Source organism: Salinibacter pepae (assembly GCF_947077775.1).
GTDB classification, from domain to species: domain Bacteria; phylum Bacteroidota; class Rhodothermia; order Rhodothermales; family Salinibacteraceae; genus Salinibacter; species Salinibacter pepae.
Genome location: NZ_CAMTTE010000001.1, coordinates 250,754 through 276,282 on the forward strand (window position 1 = coordinate 250,754; position 25,529 = coordinate 276,282).

Consider the following 25,529-nt stretch of genomic DNA (forward strand, 5'->3'; position numbering starts at 1 on the left):
ATTCAGACCGCCCTTCATGCCGCCCCGTTCCCCTGCACGTCGACGAGAATTCGCCCCTGCACCTCGCCCGCCAGGAGGGCCCGGCTGGCCTCCGGAATGTCCCCCAGTGAAATCGTCCGGGCGTGAATGCGGTCGAAGTGCGCGTCGGTGAGCAGCTGCGCGAGCCGGCCCCAGGCCGTGCGACGACGGTCGTTCGGGCAGGTGTTCGAGTCGATGCCGAGCAGGTTCACCCCCCGCAGGATAAACGGGAGGACCGTCGTGTGCAGTTCGTGCCCCCCCGCATTCCCGAATGAGGCCACGCTGCCGTGCCGTTTTAACTGCGCGATGAGCGTCGCGAGGGTATCGCCCCCCACTGCATCGATCGCCCCCCCCCACCGGCCCGACTCCATGGGGCGATCCGGGCCCTCCCCCAACGTGCGACGGTGCACAATCCGGTCGGCCCCCAGGGACCGAAGGTACGCGTGCGCGGTCTCGCTCCCCGTGGAGGCGACCACCTCGTGCCCGAGGGCGTCCAGCAGCGCGACGGCAATGCTCCCCGCCCCCCCCGACGGCGAGCCGGACGAGGCCCGCCCCGCTGCCTCGTCCCTTGCCGGCGCCTCTCCCGACGACCAGCGGGGCGATGCGGACGAGTAGCGGCCCGGCCGCCCCTCTGCTTTTCGCAAAATATTGCTGGCAGTCCGGCACTGCAGTCTGTTGGTTAAAGGCGTATCACGTCATAACCCTTTCCTCAAATCCCTCATTCTCCCATGAAAGTGACAGTTATCGGTGCCGGCAACGTGGGCGCCACCGTCGCCGAGTGTGTGGCCCGACAGGACGTGGCGAAAGAGGTCGTCATGGTCGACATCAAAGACGGCATGCCGCAGGGCAAGGCCCTCGACATGCGCGAATCGAGCCCCATCCACGGCTTCGACACCCGTGTGACGGGCACCAACGACTACGGCCCTACCGAAGACTCGGACGTATGTATCATCACGGCCGGCCTGCCCCGCAGCCCCGGCATGAGCCGCGACGACCTGCTGGCCAAGAACACGGAGATCGTGGGCGGGGTCACGGAACAGTTCGTGGAGGGCAGCCCGGACAGCACGATCATTGTGGTGGCGAACCCGCTCGACGTGATGACCTACGTCGCCTACGAGGCGAGCGGCTTCCCCACGAACCGCGTGATGGGCATGGCCGGCGTGCTCGACACCGGCCGCTTCCGCTCGTTCATCGCCGAGGAGCTGGACGTGTCGGTCCGCGACGTGCAGGCGCTTCTGATGGGCGGCCACGGCGACACGATGGTGCCCCTGCCCCGCTACACGACGGTCGGCGGCATTCCGGTCCCGCAGCTGATTGACGACGCCCGGATCGAGGAGATCGTGGAGCGCACGAAGGGGGCCGGCGGGGAGATTGTGGACCTGATGGGCACCTCCGCCTGGTACGCCCCGGGCGCCGCGGCGGCCGAGATGACGGAGGCCATCCTCAAGGACAACAAGCGCATCCTCCCCTGCGCGGCCTACTGCGACGGCGAGTACGGCCTAGAAGACCTCTTCATCGGCGTGCCCGTAAAGCTCGGGGCCGGCGGCGTGGAAGAGGTGATTGAGGTCGACCTCGACGCCGACGAAAAGGCCCAGCTCAAAACCTCGGCCGGGCACGTGCACAGCAACCTGGACGACCTCCAGCGCCTTCGCGACGAGGGCAAGATTGGGTAGACCGGCGCGGAATGGACGGGGGGGATGCCCATCCGCCTCGTCCTATCTCAGCACTTCGCGGAGCGGGTCCGTCGGCTCGCGGTGCTCGTCCGGATGGGCCTCGTCGTGCTGACGCGGCTCAAGATGGGCGGTGACGTGCACGTCCTCGTCCGGAAAGAGGGCGTCGACCCGGTCTTCGACCTCATGGGACCGGGCGTGCGCCTCGTGGATCGGCATATCGCCCGGAAACATGAGGTGGTATTCGATCCACACCTGGTCGCCGGACGTGCGGTGGCGCACCTGGTGGAAGCTGGCGATGAGCCCCTCCTCCACCGCGGTGCCCAGCTCGTCGAGCAGGGCGGAGGAGGCCTCCCAGTCCGCCTCGTCCATCAGGCCGTAGACGGACCGGCGGAGCAGCCCGGTGGCCGTCCACACGATGTTGGCCGCCACCAGCAGCCCCACCGCGGGGTCGAGCCAACGGATGCCGGTGACCCACACGAGCCCAACCCCGACGATGACGCCCAGGCTCGTCCACATGTCGGTCAACACGTGCTCCCCGTTCGACACGAGGACGAGGCTGTTGGTGCGCCGCCCCACGCGGACGAGGTATTTTCCAAGCGCGAAGTTGACGGCCGTAAGCCCGCCGATGAGGTAGAGGCCCACGTCGAGCTGCCGAAGGTCGGCGCCCGTCACGAGGTCCTGCACGGCCATCCACCCGATGCCGACGGCGGCGGCAAGAATAAGGGCGCCCTCCACAGCCGACGCAAAGTACGCCACCTTGCCGTGCCCGTACGGGTGCTCCACGTCCGGCGGCGTGGACGCGTACCACAGGCTGAAGCCCGCGAACCCGGTCGCGAAGAGGTGGATGACGGACTCCGCGGCGTCGGAGAGGATCGCGGTGCTGCCGGTGAGGGACGCCGCCGTGAGCTTCCCCACGAGCATCAGGAACGACACCAGGAGGCTCGCCGTCATGGCCCGCCGCCGTGCGCGCTCCGCCTCGTCGCGGGGCTCATCGTGTGAGGACTGGGATTCGAACATCACATTGCCCGTACCTGAACGGGCACTCTCAGGTTCATCGTTTCCCTTCTTTTCGCACCGAGACGGGTTCCCACGCTCGTCCCCAGCACCCGCCCCCCGCTATGGCTCACCTCGACCACATCGGCATCGCCGTCGACGACACCGCGGCCGTCGTCGAACGGTTCCGGGAGCTGCTCGGCATTGCCCCCTACAAGACAGAGGCGGTGCGCGACCAGCAGGTGCGGACCCACTTCCTGGATGCCGGCTCGGCCAACCTCGAACTGCTGGAGGCGCTCGCCGACGAGTCTCCGGTTCGGCGCTTTCTGGACCGCCGCGGGGAGGGGCTCCACCACATCGCATTCGAGGTCGACGCCCTGTCGGCCACGATGGCGCGCCTCCAGGAGGCCGGGTTTGAGCTGCTAAGCGAGACGCCCCAGGCCGGGGCGGACGACAAGCAAATTGTGTTTGTGCACCCGAGCCAAACCCACGGGGTCCTGGTGGAGTTTTGTGAATCCACCACACCCGACTGGACGGCCCGAACCGTGCCCCGCCACGACGGGCACCTCGCCGTCTTCGAACGGGGGGCACGGGACCGGCCCTCCCTCCTCGTCCTGCACGGCGCCGCGGGGACGACGCAGCACGACGCGGCCCCCCTCATTCGGCGGTTGGAGTCGTCCTTCCACGTCGTCGGCGTTGACCTGAGCGGACACGGCACGTCGGCCCTGCCTGGGGACGCGCCCCTTTCGCTCGACCTGTTTGCGGAGGACGTACGCACCGTCCTAAACGCGCTCGACCTGCCCTCGGCGCACGTCGTTGGCTTCTCGCTCGGGGGCGGCGCGGCCCTCCGCCTCGCCCAGCTGCACCCCGGGCGGGTCGACCGCCTGGCGGTTTTTCAGACAAACGCCCACTGGACGGACGACCACGCCCGTCGCATGCAGGCGCGGCTCGACCTCGATGGCCTCGCGGACCGGGCCCCGCGCCGCGCAGCGCGCCTCCGGGCCCGCCACGACGCCCCCGACCGCCTCGTGCCGGCCCTCCAGACATTCGTCACCACCCTGCCGGACGCGTCGGACACGCTTGTCCAAACGCTGCCGGACCTCGACGCCCCGACCCTCGTCGCAGGGCTCGACCGGGATCCCCTCTTCGAACTGGCCTCCACCCGGGCCCTCCACGACGCCCTCCCCAACGCGCGACTGGCCGTCCTCCCCGGCGACACCCACAGCCTGTCGCGCGCGCCTGTGAGCCGCCTTGCCTCCCTCCTGGCGAATCATTTCTTGGAGGCATAGGCCGCCCCTCTCATCCCTCCTCCCCGAAGTCGCACCCTCACCATGTCCCTTCCCTCCTACCGCTACCTCGGCGACACCGGCGTGAAGGTGTCCCCCCTCTGCTTGGGCACCATGTCCTTCGGCGGCGCCGCGGACCGCGACACGTCTGCCGCGATGTTTCGGCGCTGCCGCGAGGCCGGGATCAACGTGTTCGACTGCGCCAACGTGTACGAGGACGGCCGCTCCGAGGAGATCCTGGGCGACCTCGTGGCCGACTGCCGGGACGAGGTCGTCCTCACGACCAAGGCCTACTTTCCGACCGCGGAGGACCCCAATGCCCGCGGGGCAAGCCGGTACCATCTCGTCCGTGCGGTGGAGAACAGCCTGCGGCGGCTCGGCACGGATCGGATCGACGTGTTCTTCGTGCACCGTTTCGACGAGCAGACGCGTCTCGACGAGACCCTCCGCGCCCTCGAGACGCTAGTGCAGCAGGGCAAGGTGCTCTACCTCGGCGCCTCGAATTTCGCCGCCTGGCAGGTGATGAAGGCGCTCGGGCGGCAGCGCGCCGAAGGCTGGACGCCCTTCCACGTCCTCCAGCCGATGTACAACCTCACGAAACGCCAGGCGGAGGTGGAACTCTTGCCGATGGCCCGGAGCGAGGGCCTCGGCGTGCTGTCGTACAGCCCGCTCGGCGGGGGCCTGCTGACCGGCAAGTACGGGGTCGACCAGCGCCCCGACGACGGGCGGCTGGTCGACAACCCGATGTACCAGACCCGATACGGGGCCGACGTGCACTACCAGGTGGCGGAACGGTTTACGACCTTCGCCGCGGAGCAGGGCTACGACCCCGTCTCGCTAGCCGTCGCCTGGGTGGCGCACCATCCCGCGATTACGGCGCCCATCATCGGTGCCCGCACCCTGGCCCAGCTGGAGGGCTCGCTTGGCGCGCTCGACATTGACATGACCGATGACCTGCGGGCCGAAATCAGCGCCCTCGCCCCCACCCCACCGCCGGCCACCGACCGCGTCGAGGAGCGCTCAGAGCACACCTACGGCGACCGCTAACCCAGATCCTCCTACGATGAGCTATTACGTTCCCCAGAAAGACGCGTGGACGGAGACCTCGTCTCTGCCCAACCCTCCATACCTCGCCGTGGACGCGGAGGCCGCGGCCCTGGACTTCGTGGGCGGCCCCGATGCGTCCGTTGAGGTCACGGGCGCCCCCGTCGACCCCGCGGCCGATACCGTCCACACGGTGGCGACGGTGGACCCGTCTCTTCGGAAGGGCTCCCCGCTTGGTGCCCTCTACGTGCGGGACACCGATCTCGACGTGGAGGACCGACGCTCCCCGGACGCCCCCCCGGCCCATGCGGACGCCCTAGACCAACTGCGGTCGGCGCTCGACGAGATCATGATTCCCGTGTACATCGACGATGCAATCGAGGAACTCGGAGAGCCCCTCGACGGACTCCTCGTGCTCCACACCGTGCAGCACGAGGACGGGCGCGACGCCCCACCCACCTATTTTCGAGCAGCGATCTTCGAAGACGGGAATCTCGTCCTGGAGACCGAGCACGGGGCCCTTTGACACCCGGGATTCATTGCTCTCTCCGCCGCTCAGGTGCAACCCAGGAGGGCACCGATCGTCCCGACCGTCGAGTCCCTGCGTTTGCGGAGCACGCGGCCCTCGACATGAACGATTCCATTCTCGGCGTCCAGGTTCGTCTGTCGGACGGTCGCGTCGCCAATCCGCACCTGCTCCCCCTCGGCTTGGATGCGGGAGCTCCTTCCGCCCATCGACGATCGGGACGAACGGTCCGCGACGTTCTAGGCCCCCGGCCCCCTGGACAACGTGGTTGTTGAGGGGGCCTGGAGGCGTGTCCTGGTTTCCGGCTTCACGCAGGCCCCCGGCGGTGGAGCCCCCTACGGACCTTCGGGAGCCCCGCACCTGTGTTTGTGGGCACGCCCCTAGCGACAAGAGGTCGTAACCGTCAGTGGAGCGGCGGAACGCAGCGACGCCCAGCGTCTTAACCGTTTCGAAGACAGGACTTTGTTCCGTCCCTCGTCAATTCCAAAACTCTCATCATGGCCTTCTCATCCCGCTCCCTCTGGCTGATCGGGGGACTGTTTCTGCTCACGCTCATTGGTGGATTTTACCTCTCGGCCCCGGCGTCCGACGTGGAGAGTTCTTCGGCCTCGGCCGCCCCGGCGATCTCGCCGGTCGTGGCGGACACCGCGACCTTTGCCGGGGGGTGCTTCTGGTGCATGGAGCCGCCCTACGACAAGATCGACGGCGTCGCGTCCACCACCTCCGGGTTTGCGGGCGGCGAGATGGTCGATCCCTCCTACCAGCAGGTGGCCAGCGGCGCCACGGAGCACACCGAGGTGGTGCAGGTGGTCTACGACTCCACGGCGGTCTCGTACGACCGGCTGCTGCGGGTCTACTGGCACAATGTCGACCCGTTCGACGGCACCGGACAGTTCTGCGACCGCGGGTCCCAGTACCGCCCCGCCATCTTTGCCCACGACGCCCAGCAGCAGCGAAGCGCCGAGCGGTCGAAGGACACCGTTGCGGCCCGGTTCGACCGGGACATTGCCGTCCAGGTGCAGTCGCTGGATGCCTTCTACGCCGCGGAGCAGTACCACCAGAACTACTACCAGAAAAACCCCGCGGACTACAAGCGCTACCGGCAGGGCTGTGGGCGCGACGCGCGGCTCCGGGAGGTCTGGGGCGAGGCGGCCCTGTCGGACGCACCGCTCGACGGAACGACCTGATCTCTCACTCCCCTTCATTTCACGAGTAGAGAAGGACTCGGAGGCGTACTGGCCGTGTGCAGTCGGGGAATTCCGTTCGTCGGTGCCAGGTCGGCCTGTACTGATGAACGCTGCGGCATGCCTCGGTTCTCGCCTACCGCCACTCTCAGCCTTGTTTTTCCCCGCTAAAATCAAATCGCTTCCTTTTTCTCCTTCCCGGACCATCTCTGTTTGGCGTCGGTCCCGGGGACGGCCGGCCAACCTTCCCGGACGGGTGGTGCCGGGCGGCCCGCCAGAGGGGCGAACCACCCGCAGCATTGGGGCGATCAGGAGGACTCGTTGTCCCACTGAAAGTTCTACTCAACCACCGGATGGGAGGGGGGGCGCCCGTTTCAGTCCGACGCCGAATCAGTGCGGTCCCCTGATACCGCAGAGGAAGACGTTGCGTCCGCCGACTGTCGTTTGTAGTATCAGGGGCGGAGCCGCATCCTCCGTGCGTTTTGTCGCAACGATACCGCCTCCATGTCTTCCGATCCCGCCCCCACCGACGACGCCCCTCCGAGCTGGTCCGACCGCTGGCTGAACCGCATCGAGCGCACCGGCAACGCCCTCCCCGACCCGGTCACGCTCTTCTTCATCTTCATCGCGGTCGTGATGGTGGCGTCGTGGATCACGCACACCGCCGACGTGAGCGTGGTGCACCCGGGCACCGACGAGACGATCACCGCCGACAACCTCTTCTCCGACGAAAACATCCGCCGCCTCTTCACGGACATGGCGGAGACGTTCGCCGACTTTCCGCCGCTGGGCCTGGTGCTGGTGGTGATGCTCGGCATCGGGGTGGCGGACAAGACCGGGCTCATCAGCGCGGCGCTCAAGTCGTTCGTCGCCAGCGTGCCGAACGCACTGCTGACGGCGGCGCTCGTCTTTGCCGGCATCATGTCGAGCCTCGCGGTCGACGCCGGGTACGTCGTCGTCATTCCGCTGGGGGCCGTGCTCTTCTACGGCGTGGGGCGCCATCCCCTCGCCGGCCTCGGGGCCGCGTTTGCGGGGGTGTCGGCGGGCTTTAGTGCCAACCTGCTGCTCACCTCCCTCGATCCCCTGCTGGCCAGCTTCACCGAGCCGGCCGCCCAGCTCATCGCGGAGGACTACAGCGTGCCGGTGACGGGCAACTGGTACCTCATGATTGGCCTCACCCCCGTCTTCGTGGTCCTCGGCGCGTACATAACCGATAACATTGTGGAACCCTACCTCGGCGACTACGAGCCGCCGGAGGACTTCGACACCGAGGGGACCGAGTCGGGCGAGCTGACCGACGAGGAGCGGCGCGGGCTGCGCTGGGCCGGGGGCGTCACCGTCGCGTCCATCCTCGGGGTCGTCCTGCTCGCCGTGCCGGAGGGCGCGCCGCTGGCCGAGTTCGAGGCGCTGATCGAGAGCATCGTCGCCCTCATGGTGTTTCTGTTTTTCCTGCCCGGCCTCACCTACGGCATCGTGGTGGGCGAGATCGAGGACGACTCCGACGTGGCCGACATGATGGCCGACTCCATGGCCGACATGGGCGCGTACATCGTTCTGGCCTTCGCCGCGGCCCACTTCATCGCCATGTTCGAGTGGTCCAACCTCGGCTCCATCATCGCCATCAGCGGCGCCGACGCCCTGCAGAGCATCGGCTTTACGGGGCTGCCGCTCCTGTTTTCGTTCATCTTTGTGTCGGCGCTCATCAACCTGTTCGTGGGCAGCGCCTCCGCAAAGTGGGCCATCATGGCGCCTGTCTTCGTGCCGATGCTCATGCTGGCGGGCGATCCCGGCTACTCCCCCGAAACGGTCCAGGCGGCCTACCGCATCGGGGATTCGTTCACGAACATTCTCACCCCGCTCCTCCCCTACTTCCCTCTCGTCATCATCTTCGCCCAGCGGTACGACGAGGACGCCGGGATCGGGAGCATCATCGCCCTCATGCTCCCCTACTCCGTCGGCTTCGGAGTCGTGAGCACGATCGTCTTCCTCCTGTGGGTGCTGCTGGGCGTGCCGCTCGGGCCCGGCGCGGAGCTCTACTACGTGGGGTAGCGAGACGCGCCGTCGTCAGTCCCGTCGGTGGTCGAGAATCGTGAGCAGCTCCGTCGGGGTGTGTACCGACAGTGAGGCGGCGCTGAAGTCCGCCGTGTTGCGGGTTACGATACCGTCCGCGCCTGCCATCCGGGCCGCGCCGTGGAGGACCGCGTCCTCGTAGTCGGCGAATTCGGACTCGGCCGCCTGGGCCAGAACCCGACGATTCACCGCCGCGACGTCGAAGAGACGAAGAAGCGCCTCCACCTTTTCGTGGGCAACCGTGTTTCCGCGATCGCTGGCGAGAAGATAGTAGATCGTTGTGACGGTAGTCGCCCCCAGCATGCCCTCTATATCCCCGCGAGCATTCGCATCAAAAAGGTGCGCGGCGGCCTCGACGAACGGGTCCCGATCCAGAAAAACATCGAGGACCACATTGGTATCAAACAGGATTCTCATGTCGACTCGTCGAGGTATTTCTCTTCGAGGTGCTGTTTGTAGTCAGCCTCGTCGGCCTCGTCCAAGACCCCGATAAACTGACGGGTGGTGCCGGAGAACGATGTCTGCTTGCGGTCCCCATTTGTCTCCGTCACGGCGGCAAAATACGCCTCCACGAGCCGCGACACCGACGTGTCTCGGTCCGCCGCGTAGGCCTTGGCCCGCTCAATCACGTCCTCGTCGAGCCGCAGCGTGAGTTTTTTGGACATGGCGGAGAGTGGTTTGTGACAGGCACACGTACAGTGTTCCAATTTCTGTACGTCCTGCAATCCCACGGGTTCGGCCGAATCACGCCCCCACCCCTTGGCGTTTCGTTCCCGCGTGATTTCGGATTCCAACCCCCCCGTCCATGAGCGAGATTCTCGACGACAAGCCCGAGGTCCTCGTCCAGAAGCTCGACGCCCTCCCCACCGACCCGGGCGTCTACAAATTTCTGGACGACGAGGGGTCGGTCCTCTACGTGGGCAAGGCCAAGACCCTGCGCAATCGGGTGCGCACCTACTTCCAGAGCAGCCGCCAGCGCGACGGGCGGATCGAGGTGATGGTGCAGAAGGCCGTCGACGTGGACATCATCGTGACGGACACGGAGGCGGAGGCGCTCATTCTGGAGAACAACCAGATCAAGGAGCTGCAGCCCCGCTACAACGTCAACCTGCGGGACGACAAGACCTACCCCTACATCTGCATCAAAAATGAGCGCTTCCCCCGCGTCTTCAAGACGCGAAATGTGAAGCAGGACGGGTCCGAGTACTTCGGCCCGTACGCGGACGTGTCCAAGATGAACGCGATGATGGACGCGATCCGGTCGGTCTTTCAGCTGCGCACCTGCTCGCTCGACCTCACCGAGGAGAAAATTGAGGCCGGCACGTACGACGTGTGCTTGCAGCACCACATCGACAACTGCAAGGGCCCGTGCGAGGGGCTGCAGTCCGAGGCGGACTACATGGAGACGATCGAGCAGGTCAAGAAGCTGCTCAACGGCCAGACGCAGTCGCTCATCGACCTCCTCAAGGACGAAATGCAGGCGCAGTCCGACCGAAAAAACTTTGAGGAAGCCGCGCGCCTGCGCGACCAGGTGAAGGCGCTGAAGGACTACTCCCAGCAGCAAAAGGTCGTCAGCCAGGACTTTGCGGACCGCGACGTGTTTGCCCTCCACGTCGAGCGGGACGAGGACATCGGCTGCGGCGTGCTCTTTCAGGTGCGGGAGGGCAAGATGATCGGCAAGCGGCACAAGTTTCTCCGCTCGGTAGAGGAGCGGTCGAACGCGGAGCTGATCCTGTCCCTGGTGGAGAACTACTACGCCGAGGCGAACTTCTACCCGGAGGAGGTCCTCCTCTCCCACGACCCGAACGACCACCCGGCCCAGGACACCCACGCCCTCGAAGCACTGCTCCGGCGGGAGCAGGGGCACCAGGTGCCAATCAAGGTCCCTCAGCGCGGCGAGAAGGCCAGCCTCGTCCGCATGGCCGCGTCCAACGCGAAGCTGCAGGTCGGCGAGTGGAAGACCCAGCAGATGAAGCGGGAGCGCAACCGCATCCCAGAGAGCATCAAGGCGCTGGGCGAGGCGCTCGACATGGACGCCCCCCCGCGGCGCGTGGACGGCATCGACGTGTCCCACCACGGCGGCAAGGAGACGGTCGCCTCCTGCGTCGTCTTCACCGACGCGACGCCGCGCAAGAGCGACTACCGCACCTACAAGATCCGCTCGACTGAGGAGGGCACGCCCGACGACTACAAGGCGATGCGCGAGGTGGTGCGGCGCCGCTACCGGCGCATGGTGGAGGAGGACGGCCCCTGGCCCGACCTGGTCGTTATCGACGGCGGGAAGGGCCAGCTGTCCAGCGCCGTGGAGATGCTCAAAGAGGTGGGTGCCTTCGACCGGTTCCCCGTCATCGGCCTCGCGAAGCGTCTCGAAGAGGTCTACCGCCCCGGCGACTCCGACCCGGTCTTCCTCGCAAAGGACAGCCCCGCGCTGCAGCTGCTCCAGAAGGTGCGGGACGAGGCCCACCGGTTCGCCGTCACCTACCAGCGCAAGCGCCGCAAGAAGAAGACGCTCCAGTCCGAGCTGCTCGACATCCACGGCATCGGCCCCAAGACCGCGAAGACGCTGCTCGGGGAATTGGGGTCCGTGGCGAAGGTCAAGGAGGCCGACGAAGAGGCCCTGGCCGAGGTCGTGGGCCCGGCCAAAGCCGAGACCATCACGGACTACTACGACGAGACCGAGGCCCCGGCGCCCGCGGAGACGGAGTAGCTCCCCTTACAGCCCCGAACTTTGACGGCGGGCTTTTCTTGCAATAACGGTCATAGACAGGATCGAAGAAGCGTCGATCCCGTCCAGTCTACACTCGACGTCTGTTTTCTCTGTCACTTCCCCACCCCCCTACATGCCTCCCCCCGACCCCGGATCGCTGCTCACCCGGCTCGTCGACGAACACTGGGACACCGCAGCCCGGCACGCCTGGCGCCAGTACGACCAACGGGGGCGTGGGGCGATCGTCTTTACCGTCCAGGCCGACGCCGCCCCCGAGGAGCGCACGCCCCTCAAGTACCTCACCTTCAACGACCCGTCCGCGGCCGAGGACGGGGCCTTCTCGAAGCTCCACGAACTGGTGCGGGCGTACAACCCCGAGGAGCAGGTCGTGGCCGCCGCCGTGTTGCCCGACGAGCGCACCGTCTTTGAGGTGTACGAGCAGGAGCCGCATCCCCCTCAGGCCTGACCGGACAAGAGGCAAGCAGGAGCCACAGGCGCCGAACCGGCGGAACGGCCCGTTCGCCCCGGTACAGCACGGAGTCATTCCGCCGTCCGGGTGACGGAGGGACGTCGGTCTCTGCGACGATCGGCACGTGCTTCTACTTTGTACCCCTTCACCCCTCGTTTGCGTAGGGGCACATCGGCGGACCTATCCATCCACAACGGGGGAAGACGCCCCGACGACGGGCCGAAGCCGTTCCGCAAGCTCCGTGTCGGTGTCCTCCCAGCCGCCCGCCTCGTAGTGCTCAAGAAACTCGCCGACGAGCTCCATCTTGTCGTCGTACTTCTCCGCCAGCTCTTCAAAGCGGCGGGCCGCCGCGTCCGGCCGCGGGCCCCACGTGAAAAGCTCCGTCCCCTCGCTGGAAAACGCCACGAGCTTCGGGATGCTGCGGCTTCCGTCCGTGAGGTACTGGTCCATCACGTCCAGATTCTCGTCTCGGGGCAGGATGCGGAGCGACACCTGATCGGACAAGGCCGCCGCCTCCGCAATCACCGGGAGCAGGAACGCCGAGTCGCCACACCACGGCTCGGTGAGCACCGTCCAGAGCTGGGGCTCCTCGATGGCCGCCACGGCCTCACGGAGCGGCTCCGACGGGGCGTAGCTTTCGTGGACCTGCGCCTGCCGGTCCCAATTGTATTCGAGGTAGTGGTGCAGGCGCCGCGCCTCCGGATCGGCGTCGTCGGCGGGCGGCGTGTCCAGTCGCTTGGCCCAGGCTTCTCGGTATTCCTCGTAGCGCAATCCGTCGTGCAGACGGCCTTCGTCGAACAAATCGGGCATCGGTCGGGAGACGAAGATTCGAGATCGTAGCGAATGGGGCCCTTCCGGGACCCGGGGTCGTCCAGGGGCGCGGATCGTCGCTACAGCCAGCGACGCACCTTCGCCGCGAGATAGCCGCCCGCCGCCAGGCCGGCCACCGTGAAGATCGACTGGCGGAGCGCCGAAGACTCGTCCTCGCCCGCGAGGGTTTCCTGTGCGGACTCCACCTGTTCTTCGATGGTGTCCTCCGCCTCGTCCGCGAGCCGCGCCCCGAGCTCTCGGGCCTCGTCGGAGGCCTCGGCCGTCGCCTGCCGCACCGTTTCGCCGGCCTCGGTCCCTGCACGTCGGGCCTGCTCGGAAGCGCGCCGGGCCAGGTCTTCGGCCTGCTTGCGGAGGCCCGCCCCTTGTTTCTGGGCCTGATCGGCGAGGCGCCGACCGGTCTCTTCGGCACGGTTGCGGACGCCTTCACCGGAACGGGCGGCCCGTTCAGACAGGTCCTTCCCCACGCCGGTCGCCACGCGCTGGGCCTCGTCGGCCAGGCGGCGCAGGCGGCCACGGGCTCGCTCTGATAGGCTGGGCGGCTGCGGCCGCGTGGCCCGGGCGGCCCCGTATCCGGCGGCCGCCCCCGCGAGTGAAGAGATCGTCAGTGCAAGGAACGGATGGCGCTGCACCCAGCTTTCGGCCTGCTTCTTGGCCTGCTGGGCCCGCAGGCGCGTCACCTCGGCCCGCAGTTCTTCGAGCAAGTCGTTCATTTCTTGTGCCGTCTTGTCCGCAGTCGACTCGTCCGCAGTCGACTCGTCGGAGGGGGCGGCCGAGGACGTCTCCGAGGCATCGGTGCGGTCAATATCGGAATTGTCTGGGCTCATGGGCTGAAAGGGGTCGGAAGAGGGAAGTGAAGTTGAACGGGAGCCGGGGACCAAGGTCTCTTGGACGCACGCCCCGGCTGGGCTCCTTCAGTCTCGGAGCATCACCCCGACGAACACGCCGACGCCGAACGCCCCGATCATCGTGGCCTTTTGGTGTTGCCGCACCCACGAACGGGCCATGTCCGTCGCGAGGGAGGACGACAGGCCGCCGGGCATCTCCATCTCATCCGCCTGATCCCAAGATGAGGGATCGGGGTCCTCGAAGGGAGCCCCCGAAGACGTCGGGGAATCACCGGGCGCAGGATCAGTCGAAGGATTAGGCATGGGCGTCTAATCGCTTGGGAGAAAAGGGGTTGAGACGGAGTGGATTTAGAAGTTTCTGAGTAACCGGGTGGGAACGAAGGCGCCGGCGGCGACTTTCGTCTAGGGCGCTCGTTCCGGGTCGAACCGCCCTCGGTTCGTGTCGTAGGAGAGAGTCATGCCGAGGACCCGGCCTCAAACTTTCGTTTCGGCGTCGTCATTCGGATTTGACTCGCACACCTCAAAAATGATTCCCCACTGGCGTCGATTTCTTCTCCTCTGCGTGCTGGCGGGGACGGCCCTGTCCCCGGCCCGGGCCCAACGGGAGGCCCCTCGGCCGGCGAACGCATTTGGGGGGGCGGTGGAGTTGTACGAGCAGCAGCTCTATCCGGACGCGGCTACGGCGTTCGCTACGTTTCGACAGGCCCATGCGTCCCACGTCGCGGCCCCGCAGGCCCTTTACCTGGAAGCGCGGGCCGCCCTGGCGCAGGGAGACGACGCCGGCACCCGACGCCTGCTCAGCCGGCTTCAGCGCGAGTACCCGTCGCACCCGCGGGCCCGAACCGCCCGGCTCGGGCTGGCGCAGTACTACCTGGATCAGGGGAATCCCGACCGGGCCAAGTCGCAACTCCAAACCATCGCGACGGCCCCCGATCGCCCGGACGAGGGCGCGCGGGCCCTCTACCTCCTGGGCCGGACGGAGCAGAATCAGGGCAACCCCGACGCCGCCCTCCCCTACTTCAAACAGGTCTACTCGCGCTACCCCGACGCCGAGTTGGCCCCAGCGGCCCTGTACGCCCGGGGCGTCACCCAGGTGCAACTGGAGCGCTACGACCGGGCCACGGCCTCGTTCGAGCGGCTCGGCGAGCAATTTCCGGACGCCCCGTTTTCGGAAAACCTGGGCACCATTCTGGGCGAAGTGTACTACCGGGTCGGCCAGTACGAGAATGCCGCCACGGAGCTGCAGCGACGCCTTCCCGACCTCACCGGCCCCGCCCGCGCCCGCACCCTGTTCCTGCTCGGCGAGACGTACAGTGCCCTCGGGCGCCGAGAGGACGCCACAACGCAGTACCGGTTGATTCTGGAGGAGCTGCCAAACAGCTCGTACACGACTCCTGCCCGCTACGGGCTCGCATGGCAGCACTACAACGCGGGGCGGCACGCGGCGGCCGCCGAGGCCTTCGCGGCGGTGCGCGCAGCGGACCATCCGCTCGCCGACAGGGCGACGTACTACGAGGCCGCGAGTCGAGCCCTCACCGGTGCCCGGGCGGATGCCCTGGAGCGATACCGCACCTTCCTCGATCGGGCCGAGGCGGGTCCGCTGGCAACCGCGGCCCGGTACGAGGTCGGCCTGCTTCACTACCGACAGGAGCGATACGACCGAGCGGCCTCGGCCTTCCGCGCCGCCACCCAACAGGCCTCGTCGGCGGGGCCGCGCGGCGAGGCATTCTACTGGCTCGGCAACGCCTACCTGGCGACCGACAATCTGGACTCGGCCCTAGATGCGTATACTGAGGCGATCGATCGGGGGGCCGCTCCCGAATCGGTAACCGCCACGGTGCGGTTTCAAAAGGCATGGTCCCTGTACCGCAACGGGCGCTACGGCGAGGCGGGGACGGAATTCCGGGCCCTCGCCGACGCACACTCCGAAACGGCCCGGGGCCAGGAGGCGCTCTTCTGGGGGGGCGATACGTTCTATCAGCGGGAGCGATACGGAGCGGCCCGACGACAATTCCAGAAATACCTCGACACCAGCCCGGACGCACCGCAGCGAGCGGGCGCGCGGTACGCCCTTGCCTGGACGTATTTCAAGCAACGTCGCTTCGAGCCCGCCGCCCGGTCGTTTCGCCGGTTTCTGGACGTGTACGACGGGGACTCCACATCCGACGTCCCGTACCGGCAGGACGCCCGCCTTCGATTGGCGGACTGCTACTTTGCCCTCAAGCGGTACGACGACGCCCGGGCGGCGTACGACCGCGTCGACGGGGAAGGCGTCGAGTACGCGCTCTACCAGGGAGGACGGGCCCTGTACTACGCGGGCCAGCCGGGCGCCGCCCGCGATCGCCTCCGTCGCTTCGTCGAGGACTTTCCCGACAGTCCCCTCCGCCCCGATGCGCTGTACCGCCTCGGGGACATTCACTTCCAGGAACAGCGCTACGAGGCCGCCCGGGACGCCTTCACTCAACTGCTCGAAGATTACCCCGAGACGGCCCGTGCCGCCGAGGCCCAGTACGCGATCGGGGACACCCACTACAACGCGGGCGAGATGAAGGACGCTGTGCAGGCCTACCGCGCCGTCCTCGAAACCTATCCCGAAAGCCCCTCCGCCAGTGAGGCGGCCTCCAGCCTCTTCTTTGCCCTCAACGCCGCGGGCCAACAGGATCGCGCCGACACGCTCATCGCGGCGATTGCGAACCGCGTGCCGGACGCCAACATGGAGGACCGCCTGCGCTACCACCGGGCCCGGGCCGCGTACCAGCGCGGCGACTCGAAGCGGGCCCTCCGCCTCTTCCGCACGTTTGTGCGCACCACCTCCACCCCGGCGCGCGTGCCGGACGCGTACTACTATCTCGGGCTCTTGTACGCCGACACCGACCAGTACGAGGAGGCCAAAAACTACCTCCGGCAACTCACGGACCAGTACCCCGACAGCGAATACCTCTCGGATGCCAGCCTTCGTCTCGGGGAAATTTACCTCGAGGAGGGGGCCAACGAGCAGGCCGCGGCGGCCTACCGCACCGCCGCCGAGCAGGACGACACCCGGGACGAGCTGCGTGCCCAGGCCCGGTACGGCCAGGGTCAGGCCCTCCTGCGGCTCGGCCGCACCAGCGCGGCCGACACCCTCCTGTCCCAGATTCTGGAGGCCGAGCCCCAGGGCCCCCTCCGAAATGCCGCGCGGCTCGGCCTCGGGCGGGTTCGAGAGGAGCAGGGACGCACCGACGAGGCGCTCGACCTCTACCGGCGTGTCATTCGGGCGTCGGACGGGGAAACCGGCGCCGAGGCGCTGTACCGCCTCGGGCGGCAGCTCCGGCGGCAGGGGAATCCCCAGACCGCCATCCGTGAACTGGAGCGCATGCCGTCCCTCTTCGCCGGACACCCCGAGTGGGAGGCCCGGGCGCTGCTCGAACAGGCCCGGGCCTACCGCGCCCAGGGCGAGACCGGCCAGGCCGTTCAGCTGTACGACGAGGTGCAACAGACCTACGGCGGCACTCCGTTTGCCGAAACGGCCCGGGACGAACAACAGGCAATTGAATCGTAGCGGGCCGTCGCCTCCCGCCTCTCACTCTCGCTGTAATCTCTTCTTGGCTCTCCCGTATGCGCACCCTTCGTCTCGGACCCGTGCCCATGCGTTCCCGTCTCATCGGCCTCTGCCTCACCGGGATGGTCCTCCTCTTGATCGCCTCGCCCGTGCAGGCCCAGCAGACCGACACGACACAGCTTCCCGAGATTGCTCCGCGGGAGATCGAAATTCGGGGCGAGCGCCAGATCGCCCTTCCTTCCCTGGAGCGCCAGCCCCTGACCGGCTTCGCGACGCCCCCTGCAGTCCCGACCGTGCCGCCGGACCATCGGCCGTATACCGGCCCCTACGACCAGCCCCTGGACGGCCTTCCCGAGCGCCTGCCGGTTCCCGAAACGGTCGCGTCGTCGATGGCCCCCACCGCCGAACCGGCTCAGGGCTACCTGGAGGGCGGCAGCGGCCGGTACTTCAGCCGCTTCTTCGAAGGCCGGGTCGGGGTGCCGGTGTCGCCCCGGAGCCGCCTCTCCCTGCGCGGCGCGTACACGGGCACCGAGGCGGACCCGAACGATGACGTCGCCGAGGCCCGCGTGCGTCTTCAACATACGCAGGACGCTGTTCGGGTCGACGCGACGGCGCACGGCAATGTGCAGCGGTACGCCCTCCACGGCGCCGCCCCCACCCGGCCCTCCGTCGCCGAGGTCCCCGACCGGGAGAGCCACTCGGCCGGCGGCGCGGTGCAGGTCCGCCGCACATCCCCGAATGCCCCGGCCCGGGCGGCGGTGCGCTACGACCACACCGAATACACCTCTCACTTCGATCCTGCCACCTCGGAGCAGACCTACAGCCAACAACAGGTGGGCCTCCGTGGATCGGCGACGGCCCCGGTTCGCTACCGGCCCCGCGTGCAGGCCCAGTACCGACGATCGTGGTTGGGGGAGGACCCGCAGACCCAAACCGCCTACGACGCGGACGTCAGCGGCACGGTCTCACACTCCCCGATCGAGTCGGTGTCTGTCGAGGCCGGCGCCGCCGTCCTCGCCTTCGATACGCCCGCCCAGCCGACTCAGCCAAACGCAGGCTCCGTTGAAGCGACCTTCGTCGCGCCGGTCGTGGATGCCGAGTGGCGACTCGGCACGAGGACTCGCCTCTTCCTTCGCAATCAGCCTCGCCTCGGCGATACGGCCCTGGATGCGCTCTACGCCACAAATCCGTACGCCCAGCACGCCCCCTCTCTCCGCCCCACCCTCGAAACGACCCACGCGGAGGGGGGCCTCACCCTCACGCGCGGCCCGGTGCGGATGAAGGCCGCCGCGGGGTACCGGTATGCCCCAACCTACCGGTACTTCGACCGCGCCGGCCAGGGCGCCTACCAGGAGCTGTATCGGGTTCGGTACGATGCCGCCCGCATTTTGGAAGGACGGGGCGAGGTGGCCCTGCAGGGCGTCGACGGCGTGCAGGCCTCCCTGGGCCTGTCGGTGCGGGACGGGACGCTTCCCGACGTGGACGGCCCCATTCCGAACTTTGCCGCCGTCACGGCGGACGCCCTCGTCGCGGTCTCATTCGCAGGGGGCGACGGCTTTTTGAAGGCCCACGGGGAGTTTCACGGACCGCGCGACGCCGGCCTCGCCCGCACCGTTCGGCTTGACCCATACGTCTCCGTCGACCTCGAAGGTACCTACGCCGTGGGGGCGGACCTCGAGCTCGTGGCCCGCGCCGAGCAGCTCTCGCCGGACGCACCAACCCTGTGGGCGAACTATCCGCAGCCCGTCGCCGAGCTCTCGGTGGGCCTGCGGCTGCAATGGTGACCCAGTCCGGACGCGTCGGGGACCGGCGTCCTCAGGCCCCGGATTTTATGTTGCGCCCCACGAACGTATTTTTAGGGTGACCTTTGGACCACTCCCGCTCATTCATTCTCCCACGTTCGTCATGGAGTCCCCTTCCGCCGAAGAGGTCATCGAGGCGTTCACCGACGCGGTCCAGGATCAACTGGACACCGGAAACGCCGTAGAGGTGCCGGGCCTCGGCACGTTTTCCGTTGAGCACCGCCCGAGCGGGGTGCAGGAGGAGGACGGCGTTCGTCGTCTCGCCCCGCCCCGCAACGAGGTCGTCTTCACCCCAGAACCGGGCGCGTGACTCCTTCATCACTTGCAGACCCCCATGCCCACATCCATCATCCCCCTCCTCGCGGAGCGGCTCGACATTCCGGAGGACCAGGTCCGCCCCCTGCTGAGCACCATGGTGGAGGAGCTCCGCCAGCGCGCCGCGTCCGATGGCGTTCAGCTGTCCGGACTCGGCACGTTTCGGAAGGACGGCGACGCCCTCACCTTCGCCCCCAGCCCGGCACTGCAACGGCGCGTCAATCGGCCGTACGAGGGCCTCTCCGCGGAGGCCCTCTCTCCTGAAGCCGAGTCCGACGCATCCGCCGCCCCGGATCCTTCCGAGGAGGCCGCGCCGTCCCCGGCGTCGGACGCCGATCAGGACGAGGACCTCGCGCAGGACCGCCCCCCGGCACAGCCCGACGCCGCCCCCCGCTCCCCGGACTCTTTCACGATCCTCAGTGGCGTGCTCACGGCTCTTTTCCTTGCTGGAGCCGGATGGTTCGTGGTCACCCAGACAAACGTGTTGGGCCCGACCCAGAACTCGCCGCCCTCCACGGCCACCGAGACGCCGGCCGACCCGACCGGGCGTAACACCACCACGGATTCCGCCTCTGACGCCCAGTCTGCCGACTCGACGGTCCCCGAGAACGAGGCCTCAGACGCTCGGGACTGGACCATCGTCGTGGCCTCCAGCTCCTCCCGCGACGGCGCACAGGAGGCCGCGGACCGGTATGCCTCCCGGTTCGATTCCGTCGCCGTCGTGTCCGGAACGGTGGACAATACGACGTGGTACCGCGTGACGATTGGGCGGTATGCCTCCGAGTCGACCGCCGAACGCGTCCTCACCGAGCGGGCCGATGCCCTCCCGTCGGACGCGTGGACCCACCGCCTCGAATAGCATTTCTCGAACCGACCCCATCTCGCCCCTGTGCCTTCTGCTCTGCTGACCGCCGCGACCGTCCTCCCTCAACAGGTGGACACCACGGCCCTCGACACCACCCAAACCGCATCGGGGCAGGCCTCCTCCCTCCTCGATATTCTGGTGCTGGGGGGATGGGTGATGGTGCCACTGGTGTTGCTTTCCCTGCTCACCATCTACCTGCTGGTGGAGCGGCTCATCACGATCCGACAGGCCGCCTCCGACCCCGAGGCCATTACCGATCGGGTGCGCGAGTTCGTGCGCAGCGGCAACGTCGAGGCCGCCATCCAGTACTGTGAGGAGAAGAACGTGCCCATTACCCGCATTCTGCAGCAGGGCCTCGAGCGCCTGGGGCGGCCGATCTCCGAGATTCAAGACGCCGTGCAGGCCGCGGGCAAGCACGAAACCTTTGACCTGGAGAAGCGGACGAACCTGCTCGCCAGCATCGCCGGCATTGCGCCCATGCTCGGCTTCTTCGGGACGGTGGTCGGCATGATCCGGGCGTTTCAGCAGATTCAAAACCTGCAGGGGAACGTGAACCCCTCCGTACTGGCAGGGGGGATTTGGGAGGCCCTCATCACGACCGCGGCGGGCCTGCTGGTCGGCATCCTGGCGCTCTTCTCGTACAACTACCTCATGGGGCGCATCCGGCGCCTGTCGAACGACATGGAGCGCTCCGCCACGGACTTCATCGACCTACTGCAGGAGCCCGTCTCGCCGGAGCGGTCCGAGGAGCTGCCGTCGTGAACCTGCGCCTGCGCCGCCCCGCTCGTTGACCAACCGCCCGCACCGCCATGCCGCTCGACTTCTCCCCGTCCCGCGAGCCGATGACAACCTTCAGCCTCGCGGGCATGACGGACGTCGTCCTGCTGCTCCTGATTTTCTTCCTGCTCACTTCGAGCTTCATCCCGCAGATGGGCATCCAGGTGAACCTGCCGCAGGTCGACAGCGCCTCGCCCGTGTCGGAGCAGTCAATCACCGTGTCCCTCACGAAGGACGGCAACTACTACGTGGCCGGCTCGCCGGTGCCGCAGGGGCGCCTCGTGAGCGAGCTGCGCGCCCGCCGGACCGACCAGCAGTTCCTCATCATGCGGGCCGACCAGGCGGCCCGCATCGGCCAGTTCGCCACGGTTGCGTCCGCGGCGCAGGCCCTGAACATGCGCGTACTCGTGGCGACGGAACGGGCCGGGCAGTCGCGGTAGCTGTGGCGCTTGTTCTTGACCCGTACTCTCGCCGATCCACGCCCCGAACGTGTGATCACGCCGCGGTCGAGGGGACTGACGGCAGTCGTGGTCGGTTTCGGGACGTCAGCCGAGGGGCCGTATGGGTCTGGTGCCCACGTCTGTGCCAAACACCGAAGTGGCACTTGATCACCGGTTGGCGACGAGAAGATGGCTCCCTTCGGACACTCGGCGTCTCATCCGTGCCACCACTCCCGATCCAGGGAGCGGTACTGAATGGCCTCGGAAACGTGGGCGGGCCGAATGGACGCACTCGCCTCCAGGTCCGCGACGGTCCGGGCCACCTTCAGGATGCGCGTGTAGCCCCGCGCGCTCAGGCCGAGGCGATCGGACGCCGTGCGGAGTAGGTTCTGCCCCGCATCGTTGAGCGAGCAGTGCTCCTGCACCCGCTGGGCATCCATCTGGGCATTGTTGTAGAGGGCCTCCACCGCCCCGAACCGCTCCGACTGCCGCTCTCGGGCCTGCACCACCCGCTTTCGCACGGCAGTGGACGACTCACCGGTCCGCTCGGCGCTCATCGCATCGAAGTCCACCGGCGCCACCTCCACGTGCAGGTCGATCCGGTCCATGAGGGGCCCGCTTATCTTGCCGAGGTACCGTTGCACCTGGGCGGGCGTGCAGACGCACTCCTGATTCGGGTCGTTGAGGTGCCCGCACGGGCACGGGTTCATCGAAGCGATGAGCATGAAACGGGCCGGGTAGGTGACGGTCGTCTCCGCCCGACTAATCGTGATGCGCCCCTCCTCCATCGGCTGGCGGAGCACCTCCAGGACCCGCCGCTGAAACTCGGGCAGCTCGTCGAGGAACAGGACGCCGTTGTGGGCGAGGGAGATTTCGCCGGGGGTCGGATGGGCACCGCCCCCACAGAGGCCCGCGTCGGAAATGGTGTGGTGCGGGGCCCGAAACGGACGCGTGGCCAGGATCCCGTGGTCGGACGCGAGTTCGCCGCTGACGGAGTGAATCTTGGTCGTTTCGAGCGCCTCGTCGGTGCTGAGCGGCGGCAGGATCGTGGGCATGCGGCGGGCGAGCATGGTTTTGCCCGAGCCGGGCGGGCCCACCATGAGGGCGTTGTGGCCCCCGGCCGCCGCCACTTCGAGGGCGCGCTTTACGTTTTCCTGGCCCCGCACGTCGCTGAGGTCGCGTCGGTACTGGCGTGCCTGGTCGAAGATCGCGTCCAGGTCGTTCGTGTAGGGCTCCGGCGCCGCCGGGCCGTGGGGATCGTGTAGAATGTCAAATGCGTCGGTGACCGTCTCCACCGGGTAGACCCTGAGGTCGTCCACCACGGCGGCCTCCGCGGCGTTCTCGGCGGGCACGAGCACGCCCTCGTATCCTTCTTCCCGCGCCTTCATCGCCATCGGCAGCACGCCGTTCACGGGACGCACGGTGCCGTCCAGGGCCAGCTCGCCCGTGAGCCAGTACCGGTCCAGCACGTCCGCAGTGACCGTGGTGCCGCTGGCGGCCACCCAGCCCACCGCCATGGGCAGGTCGAACGCCGCGCTTTCCTTCGGCACGTCCGCCGGCGCGAGGTTGATGGTAATGCGTCCCCACTCTACGGGGACGTCGTTGTTCTCGAGGGCGGCGCGCACCCGGTCGAAGCTCTCCCGCACCGCCGCCCGCGGGAGGCCCACGACCGAAAGGCCCCGCATGCCGGAGGCGACGTTCGTTTCGAGCTCGACCGGCAGGGCCTCGACACCGTGCGTCGTGCTACTCCAGACCTGGCTCAACATGGGACGCCGGGGGCGTCGGTTCGGGGACGGCGGGCAGGGTCCACAGACACATCGGCATCACGGGGCATAACGTTCGCCCGTCACGGCCTGCGCCGTCGCGTTTCTGGGCCGCAGCCAGACGGGTGCCCTCGGTGTCCGCCCCACCGCCGTCCGCATGAATTTCCCCTCACCCCGATTCATGCCCCGCTGCCATCCGGAAAGGGGCCGCCCGGGCCGACCGTTCAATCTGGATCCAGTGGGGAGATCGTGGTTCCCTTCCCGAGCCCCCAACGTGCGACGGGCCCAGTGGGATTTGATCGACCCCCAGTCTTACTCGTGGGGGGTCCAAGTTGCGGCACCATGACAAGAGTGCCCGTCCGGGCGCTCCCGTACGGAGATTGACGGAACAACCGGGTCTCGCCAAGTCATGGCTGGCGGGGCTCAACGCGTTGTCGCCCAGCCGCCTATGCAGGGGGAATCGCTGGGCCTACTGCATGAACCAGAGGCGCCGTGGCACGGGGCGCGGGGATGCGCCCCGTGCCGGCGTCCTCAGAGGGGACATCGACAACTGCAGGAGTGTGTCCCCCCGGAGAGTTGAATCTTCGAGGCAGGCCCGCATCCACGGACCTGCGGGGCCGGTCTTAGGTCACGATCATTGTGCCCTGCATGGTCGCCCAGTGGCCCGGATACGTGCATACGTAGCCGTACTCGCCCGACTCCGACGGCGTCGTGAACGTCACCGATACCGTTTCGCCCGGCTTCGAGATGTCCGTGGCCGCCAATACCGCAGGGTGGTCGGGGACATATTCGTTCGATGCGCCCGCCTGCACGCCGGCCTGTCCCACCTCCTTAAAGGTGCCCTGCTCCGGGGGCTTGTTCATCACGAGCACATTATGCTGCATCGACGGGCTCGATGCGGTGTTCTCGAACACCAGCTCAATCTCCGTGTCCGCCGGCACCTCGAACTCGGTTTCCTTGTACTTCATCTGATTGCCCTGCGGGTGGATCGTCACCGTCTGGGCGCCGCCCCCGCTCGACTGCCCGGACGCCTGGCTCGTGGACCCAGAGGGGGAGCCGCCTTCCTCGCCGCCCCCGCCCCCGCAGGCCGATACCAGCGATCCGGCGCCAAGGCCCGCAATGCCGACCACACTCAGGCGCTGTAAGAAATCACGTCGCGAAACGTCCTGTTCATTTGCCATAGTGATGCAAAAACTTAGTTTAGGGTCTAGCCGAAGGATGTCAGGTCTCTACGCCTTGAAAGCCCGCTGCAGTCACGGGGTCCTACCCGTGATTAAGACACCACGAAAAGTAGTTTACTCGACCACGAAGACCGATTGGGGCCAGACGCGCTTCGGCCCTTTTTCTTCACGACAGTAAGGTGAATTGGTAGATTAAGGTTTCACACGCGCAAGGGCATCGAGACAGGGACTCAACGTCGCCGTAGTCTTTGTTCAACACTTCCCATTTGCAGGGGAAGTGCACGTGCGCCCAGTCGGATTAACATTGCGTGGTGGGTGTCCCCACACAAGCAAATCGTCCACAGTCGTCCGCACCTCGCCCCCACACCTGTGAGGTTGATGATCTCAGTCCTACGTTCGCCCGCTTGCTGGTCGCTCGTCCTCTGCGCCATTGGCCTGATGGTCGGCTTCGCCACGCACGCCCCCCCGCAGCAGTACATCGGGCGCTTTTCGACTGCCGAGGCCACCCCCGACGGGCATCCATCCGGGTGGCAGACTGTCCGCTTCGGGGACGTAGAGACGGAGACCCGGTACCGGCTTGTTGAACGACCGGTCGGGGGCGACTCCACCGCGGTCGTTCGGGCCGTCAGCGACGGCGGGGCCGCGGGCCTGGGGCGCACGCTAACCCTCGACCCGAAGCGGTACCCGGTGTTGTCCTGGCGGTGGAAGGTGACCAACGTGCTCGACGAGGGCGACGCCCGAACCAAAGACGGGGACGACTATCCGGCTCGGCTCTACGTTACCTTCGACTACGACCCGAGCAACTTTGGCCTGGTCGATCGCGCCAAGTACGAAGCCCTCCAGGCCCTCGGGTACGACCAGGTCCCGACTCGGGCCCTGAACTACGTCTGGGCAAGCCGGGTCGCCCCGGACACCATTCTCCCGAACGCGTTCACGGACTGGGTGCAGATGATTCCCGTCGAGAGCGGCTCGACGAAGGTGGGGACGTGGGTTCGGGAGCAGCGGGACATTCGTGTGGACTACCGCCGGGCGTTTGGAGAATCCCCGCCGCCCATCGACGGCGTCGCCATCATGACCGACACCGACAACACCGGCGAGGCCGCCACGGCCTACTACGGCGACATCGTCGCCCGGCAGCCCCGCTCCGTTCAGGACATCGAGATCGACGGATTGAGCCTGCCCGACTGATCTACGCCCGGCCG

Annotated in this window: 25 protein-coding genes; 15 read left to right on the forward strand and 10 right to left on the reverse strand. The window is 67.5% G+C overall.

All coding sequences use genetic code 11. The annotated features are described in order from the left end of the window. Positions 1 to 14 precede the first annotated feature (14 nt). Positions 15 to 494, reverse strand: coding sequence for a zinc-binding dehydrogenase (locus tag OJA40_RS01095; protein WP_263809835.1), 480 nt, complete (start codon positions 492 to 494; stop codon positions 15 to 17). A gap of 252 nt (positions 495 to 746) precedes the next feature. On the opposite strand from OJA40_RS01095, the gene mdh reads away from it, so the two are divergent. Next, positions 747 to 1,691, forward strand: coding sequence for a malate dehydrogenase (gene mdh, locus OJA40_RS01100; RefSeq protein WP_103015512.1), 945 nt, complete (start codon positions 747 to 749; stop codon positions 1,689 to 1,691). A 42-nt stretch (positions 1,692 to 1,733) separates the two neighbouring features. Here mdh and OJA40_RS01105 read toward each other — a convergent pair whose 3' ends face one another. Next, positions 1,734 to 2,708 carry a cation diffusion facilitator family transporter gene (locus tag OJA40_RS01105; protein WP_208427206.1) on the reverse strand — a complete coding sequence of 325 codons (975 nt, stop codon included), beginning with the start codon at positions 2,706 to 2,708 and terminating at the stop codon, positions 1,734 to 1,736. Between the two features lie 101 nt (positions 2,709 to 2,809). On the opposite strand from OJA40_RS01105, the gene mce reads away from it, so the two are divergent. Genes mce through OJA40_RS01120 form a run of 3 tightly spaced genes read left to right on the forward strand, consistent with a single transcriptional unit; the run spans position 2,810 to position 5,540 of the window. Further along, a complete protein-coding gene (mce, locus tag OJA40_RS01110) occupies positions 2,810 to 3,973 on the forward strand; it encodes a methylmalonyl-CoA epimerase (RefSeq protein ID WP_263808055.1) in 1,164 nt (387 codons plus the stop codon). A 42-nt stretch (positions 3,974 to 4,015) separates the two neighbouring features. Continuing rightward, entirely contained in the window at positions 4,016 to 5,017 is a 1,002-nt protein-coding gene (locus OJA40_RS01115) for an aldo/keto reductase (RefSeq protein WP_208427204.1), read from the forward strand. Between the two features lie 16 nt (positions 5,018 to 5,033). Continuing rightward, positions 5,034 to 5,540: a hypothetical protein gene (locus OJA40_RS01120; RefSeq protein ID WP_208427203.1), complete on the forward strand. Its 507-nt coding sequence runs from the start codon at positions 5,034 to 5,036 to the stop codon at positions 5,538 to 5,540. 29 nt (positions 5,541 to 5,569) lie between these two features. On the opposite strand, the gene OJA40_RS15550 is transcribed toward OJA40_RS01120, so the two are convergent. Further along, a complete protein-coding gene (locus OJA40_RS15550; protein ID WP_423816489.1) occupies positions 5,570 to 5,749 on the reverse strand; it encodes a hypothetical protein in 180 nt (59 codons plus the stop codon). 288 nt (positions 5,750 to 6,037) lie between these two features. On the opposite strand from OJA40_RS15550, the gene msrA reads away from it, so the two are divergent. Together msrA and OJA40_RS01130 are read left to right on the forward strand one after the other, a co-directional pair. After that, positions 6,038 to 6,727 (forward strand): peptide-methionine (S)-S-oxide reductase MsrA, encoded by a 690-nt coding sequence (gene msrA, locus OJA40_RS01125; RefSeq protein ID WP_208427202.1) that lies wholly within the window; start codon positions 6,038 to 6,040, stop codon positions 6,725 to 6,727. A gap of 501 nt (positions 6,728 to 7,228) precedes the next feature. After that, positions 7,229 to 8,773, forward strand: coding sequence for an AbgT family transporter (locus tag OJA40_RS01130; protein WP_208427201.1), 1,545 nt, complete (start codon positions 7,229 to 7,231; stop codon positions 8,771 to 8,773). Between the two features lie 15 nt (positions 8,774 to 8,788). Here the strand turns inward: OJA40_RS01130 and OJA40_RS01135 are convergent, their stop codons facing one another. Together OJA40_RS01135 and OJA40_RS01140 are read right to left on the reverse strand one after the other, a co-directional pair. Next, a complete protein-coding gene (locus OJA40_RS01135; RefSeq protein WP_208427200.1) occupies positions 8,789 to 9,211 on the reverse strand; it encodes a PIN domain-containing protein in 423 nt (140 codons plus the stop codon). Next, positions 9,208 to 9,459, reverse strand: coding sequence for a DUF6364 family protein (locus OJA40_RS01140; protein ID WP_208427199.1), 252 nt, complete (start codon positions 9,457 to 9,459; stop codon positions 9,208 to 9,210). The genes OJA40_RS01135 and OJA40_RS01140 overlap by 4 nt, the downstream gene beginning before the upstream one ends. A gap of 140 nt (positions 9,460 to 9,599) precedes the next feature. Between OJA40_RS01140 and uvrC the strand changes: the two genes are divergently transcribed. Then, positions 9,600 to 11,501: an excinuclease ABC subunit UvrC gene (uvrC, locus tag OJA40_RS01145; RefSeq protein ID WP_208427198.1), complete on the forward strand. Its 1,902-nt coding sequence runs from the start codon at positions 9,600 to 9,602 to the stop codon at positions 11,499 to 11,501. A 133-nt stretch (positions 11,502 to 11,634) separates the two neighbouring features. Next, positions 11,635 to 11,967 (forward strand): hypothetical protein, encoded by a 333-nt coding sequence (locus OJA40_RS01150; protein ID WP_208426671.1) that lies wholly within the window; start codon positions 11,635 to 11,637, stop codon positions 11,965 to 11,967. 183 nt (positions 11,968 to 12,150) lie between these two features. Here the strand turns inward: OJA40_RS01150 and OJA40_RS01155 are convergent, their stop codons facing one another. The 3 genes from OJA40_RS01155 to OJA40_RS01165 form a co-directional block, all read right to left on the reverse strand. Then, positions 12,151 to 12,780 carry a thioredoxin family protein gene (locus OJA40_RS01155; protein WP_208426669.1) on the reverse strand — a complete coding sequence of 210 codons (630 nt, stop codon included), beginning with the start codon at positions 12,778 to 12,780 and terminating at the stop codon, positions 12,151 to 12,153. Positions 12,781 to 12,860: 80 nt separating this feature from the next. After that, positions 12,861 to 13,625 carry a hypothetical protein gene (locus tag OJA40_RS01160; protein ID WP_208426668.1) on the reverse strand — a complete coding sequence of 255 codons (765 nt, stop codon included), beginning with the start codon at positions 13,623 to 13,625 and terminating at the stop codon, positions 12,861 to 12,863. Positions 13,626 to 13,712: 87 nt separating this feature from the next. Then, positions 13,713 to 13,949, reverse strand: coding sequence for a hypothetical protein (locus OJA40_RS01165; protein WP_208426667.1), 237 nt, complete (start codon positions 13,947 to 13,949; stop codon positions 13,713 to 13,715). Between the two features lie 223 nt (positions 13,950 to 14,172). Here OJA40_RS01165 and OJA40_RS01170 point away from each other — a divergent pair, with 223 nt between their 5' ends. The 6 genes from OJA40_RS01170 (at position 14,173) to OJA40_RS01195 (ending at position 21,383) form a co-directional block, all read left to right on the forward strand. Beyond that, positions 14,173 to 17,184 (forward strand): tetratricopeptide repeat protein, encoded by a 3,012-nt coding sequence (locus OJA40_RS01170; RefSeq protein WP_263809836.1) that lies wholly within the window; start codon positions 14,173 to 14,175, stop codon positions 17,182 to 17,184. Positions 17,185 to 17,270: 86 nt separating this feature from the next. Continuing rightward, positions 17,271 to 18,968 (forward strand): hypothetical protein, encoded by a 1,698-nt coding sequence (locus OJA40_RS01175; protein WP_263809837.1) that lies wholly within the window; start codon positions 17,271 to 17,273, stop codon positions 18,966 to 18,968. A gap of 121 nt (positions 18,969 to 19,089) precedes the next feature. Beyond that, positions 19,090 to 19,296 (forward strand): HU family DNA-binding protein, encoded by a 207-nt coding sequence (locus OJA40_RS01180; protein ID WP_208426665.1) that lies wholly within the window; start codon positions 19,090 to 19,092, stop codon positions 19,294 to 19,296. Between the two features lie 24 nt (positions 19,297 to 19,320). Beyond that, entirely contained in the window at positions 19,321 to 20,160 is an 840-nt protein-coding gene (locus OJA40_RS01185) for an SPOR domain-containing protein (protein WP_208426664.1), read from the forward strand. Between the two features lie 30 nt (positions 20,161 to 20,190). Further along, positions 20,191 to 20,928 carry a MotA/TolQ/ExbB proton channel family protein gene (locus OJA40_RS01190; RefSeq protein ID WP_208426663.1) on the forward strand — a complete coding sequence of 246 codons (738 nt, stop codon included), beginning with the start codon at positions 20,191 to 20,193 and terminating at the stop codon, positions 20,926 to 20,928. Between the two features lie 47 nt (positions 20,929 to 20,975). After that, positions 20,976 to 21,383 carry an ExbD/TolR family protein gene (locus OJA40_RS01195; protein ID WP_208426662.1) on the forward strand — a complete coding sequence of 136 codons (408 nt, stop codon included), beginning with the start codon at positions 20,976 to 20,978 and terminating at the stop codon, positions 21,381 to 21,383. 215 nt (positions 21,384 to 21,598) lie between these two features. Here OJA40_RS01195 and OJA40_RS01200 read toward each other — a convergent pair whose 3' ends face one another. Both OJA40_RS01200 and OJA40_RS01205 read right to left on the reverse strand, forming a co-directional pair. After that, the gene (locus OJA40_RS01200; RefSeq protein WP_208426661.1) at positions 21,599 to 23,149 is read right to left on the reverse strand and encodes a YifB family Mg chelatase-like AAA ATPase; all 1,551 of its coding nucleotides are present in this window, start codon (positions 23,147 to 23,149) and stop codon (positions 21,599 to 21,601) included. Positions 23,150 to 23,769: 620 nt separating this feature from the next. Beyond that, positions 23,770 to 24,327: a plastocyanin/azurin family copper-binding protein gene (locus tag OJA40_RS01205; protein WP_208426660.1), complete on the reverse strand. Its 558-nt coding sequence runs from the start codon at positions 24,325 to 24,327 to the stop codon at positions 23,770 to 23,772. Positions 24,328 to 24,705: 378 nt separating this feature from the next. Between OJA40_RS01205 and OJA40_RS01210 the strand changes: the two genes are divergently transcribed. Continuing rightward, entirely contained in the window at positions 24,706 to 25,515 is an 810-nt protein-coding gene (locus OJA40_RS01210) for a DUF3047 domain-containing protein (RefSeq protein WP_208426659.1), read from the forward strand. The last annotated feature ends 14 nt before the right edge of the window (positions 25,516 to 25,529 follow it).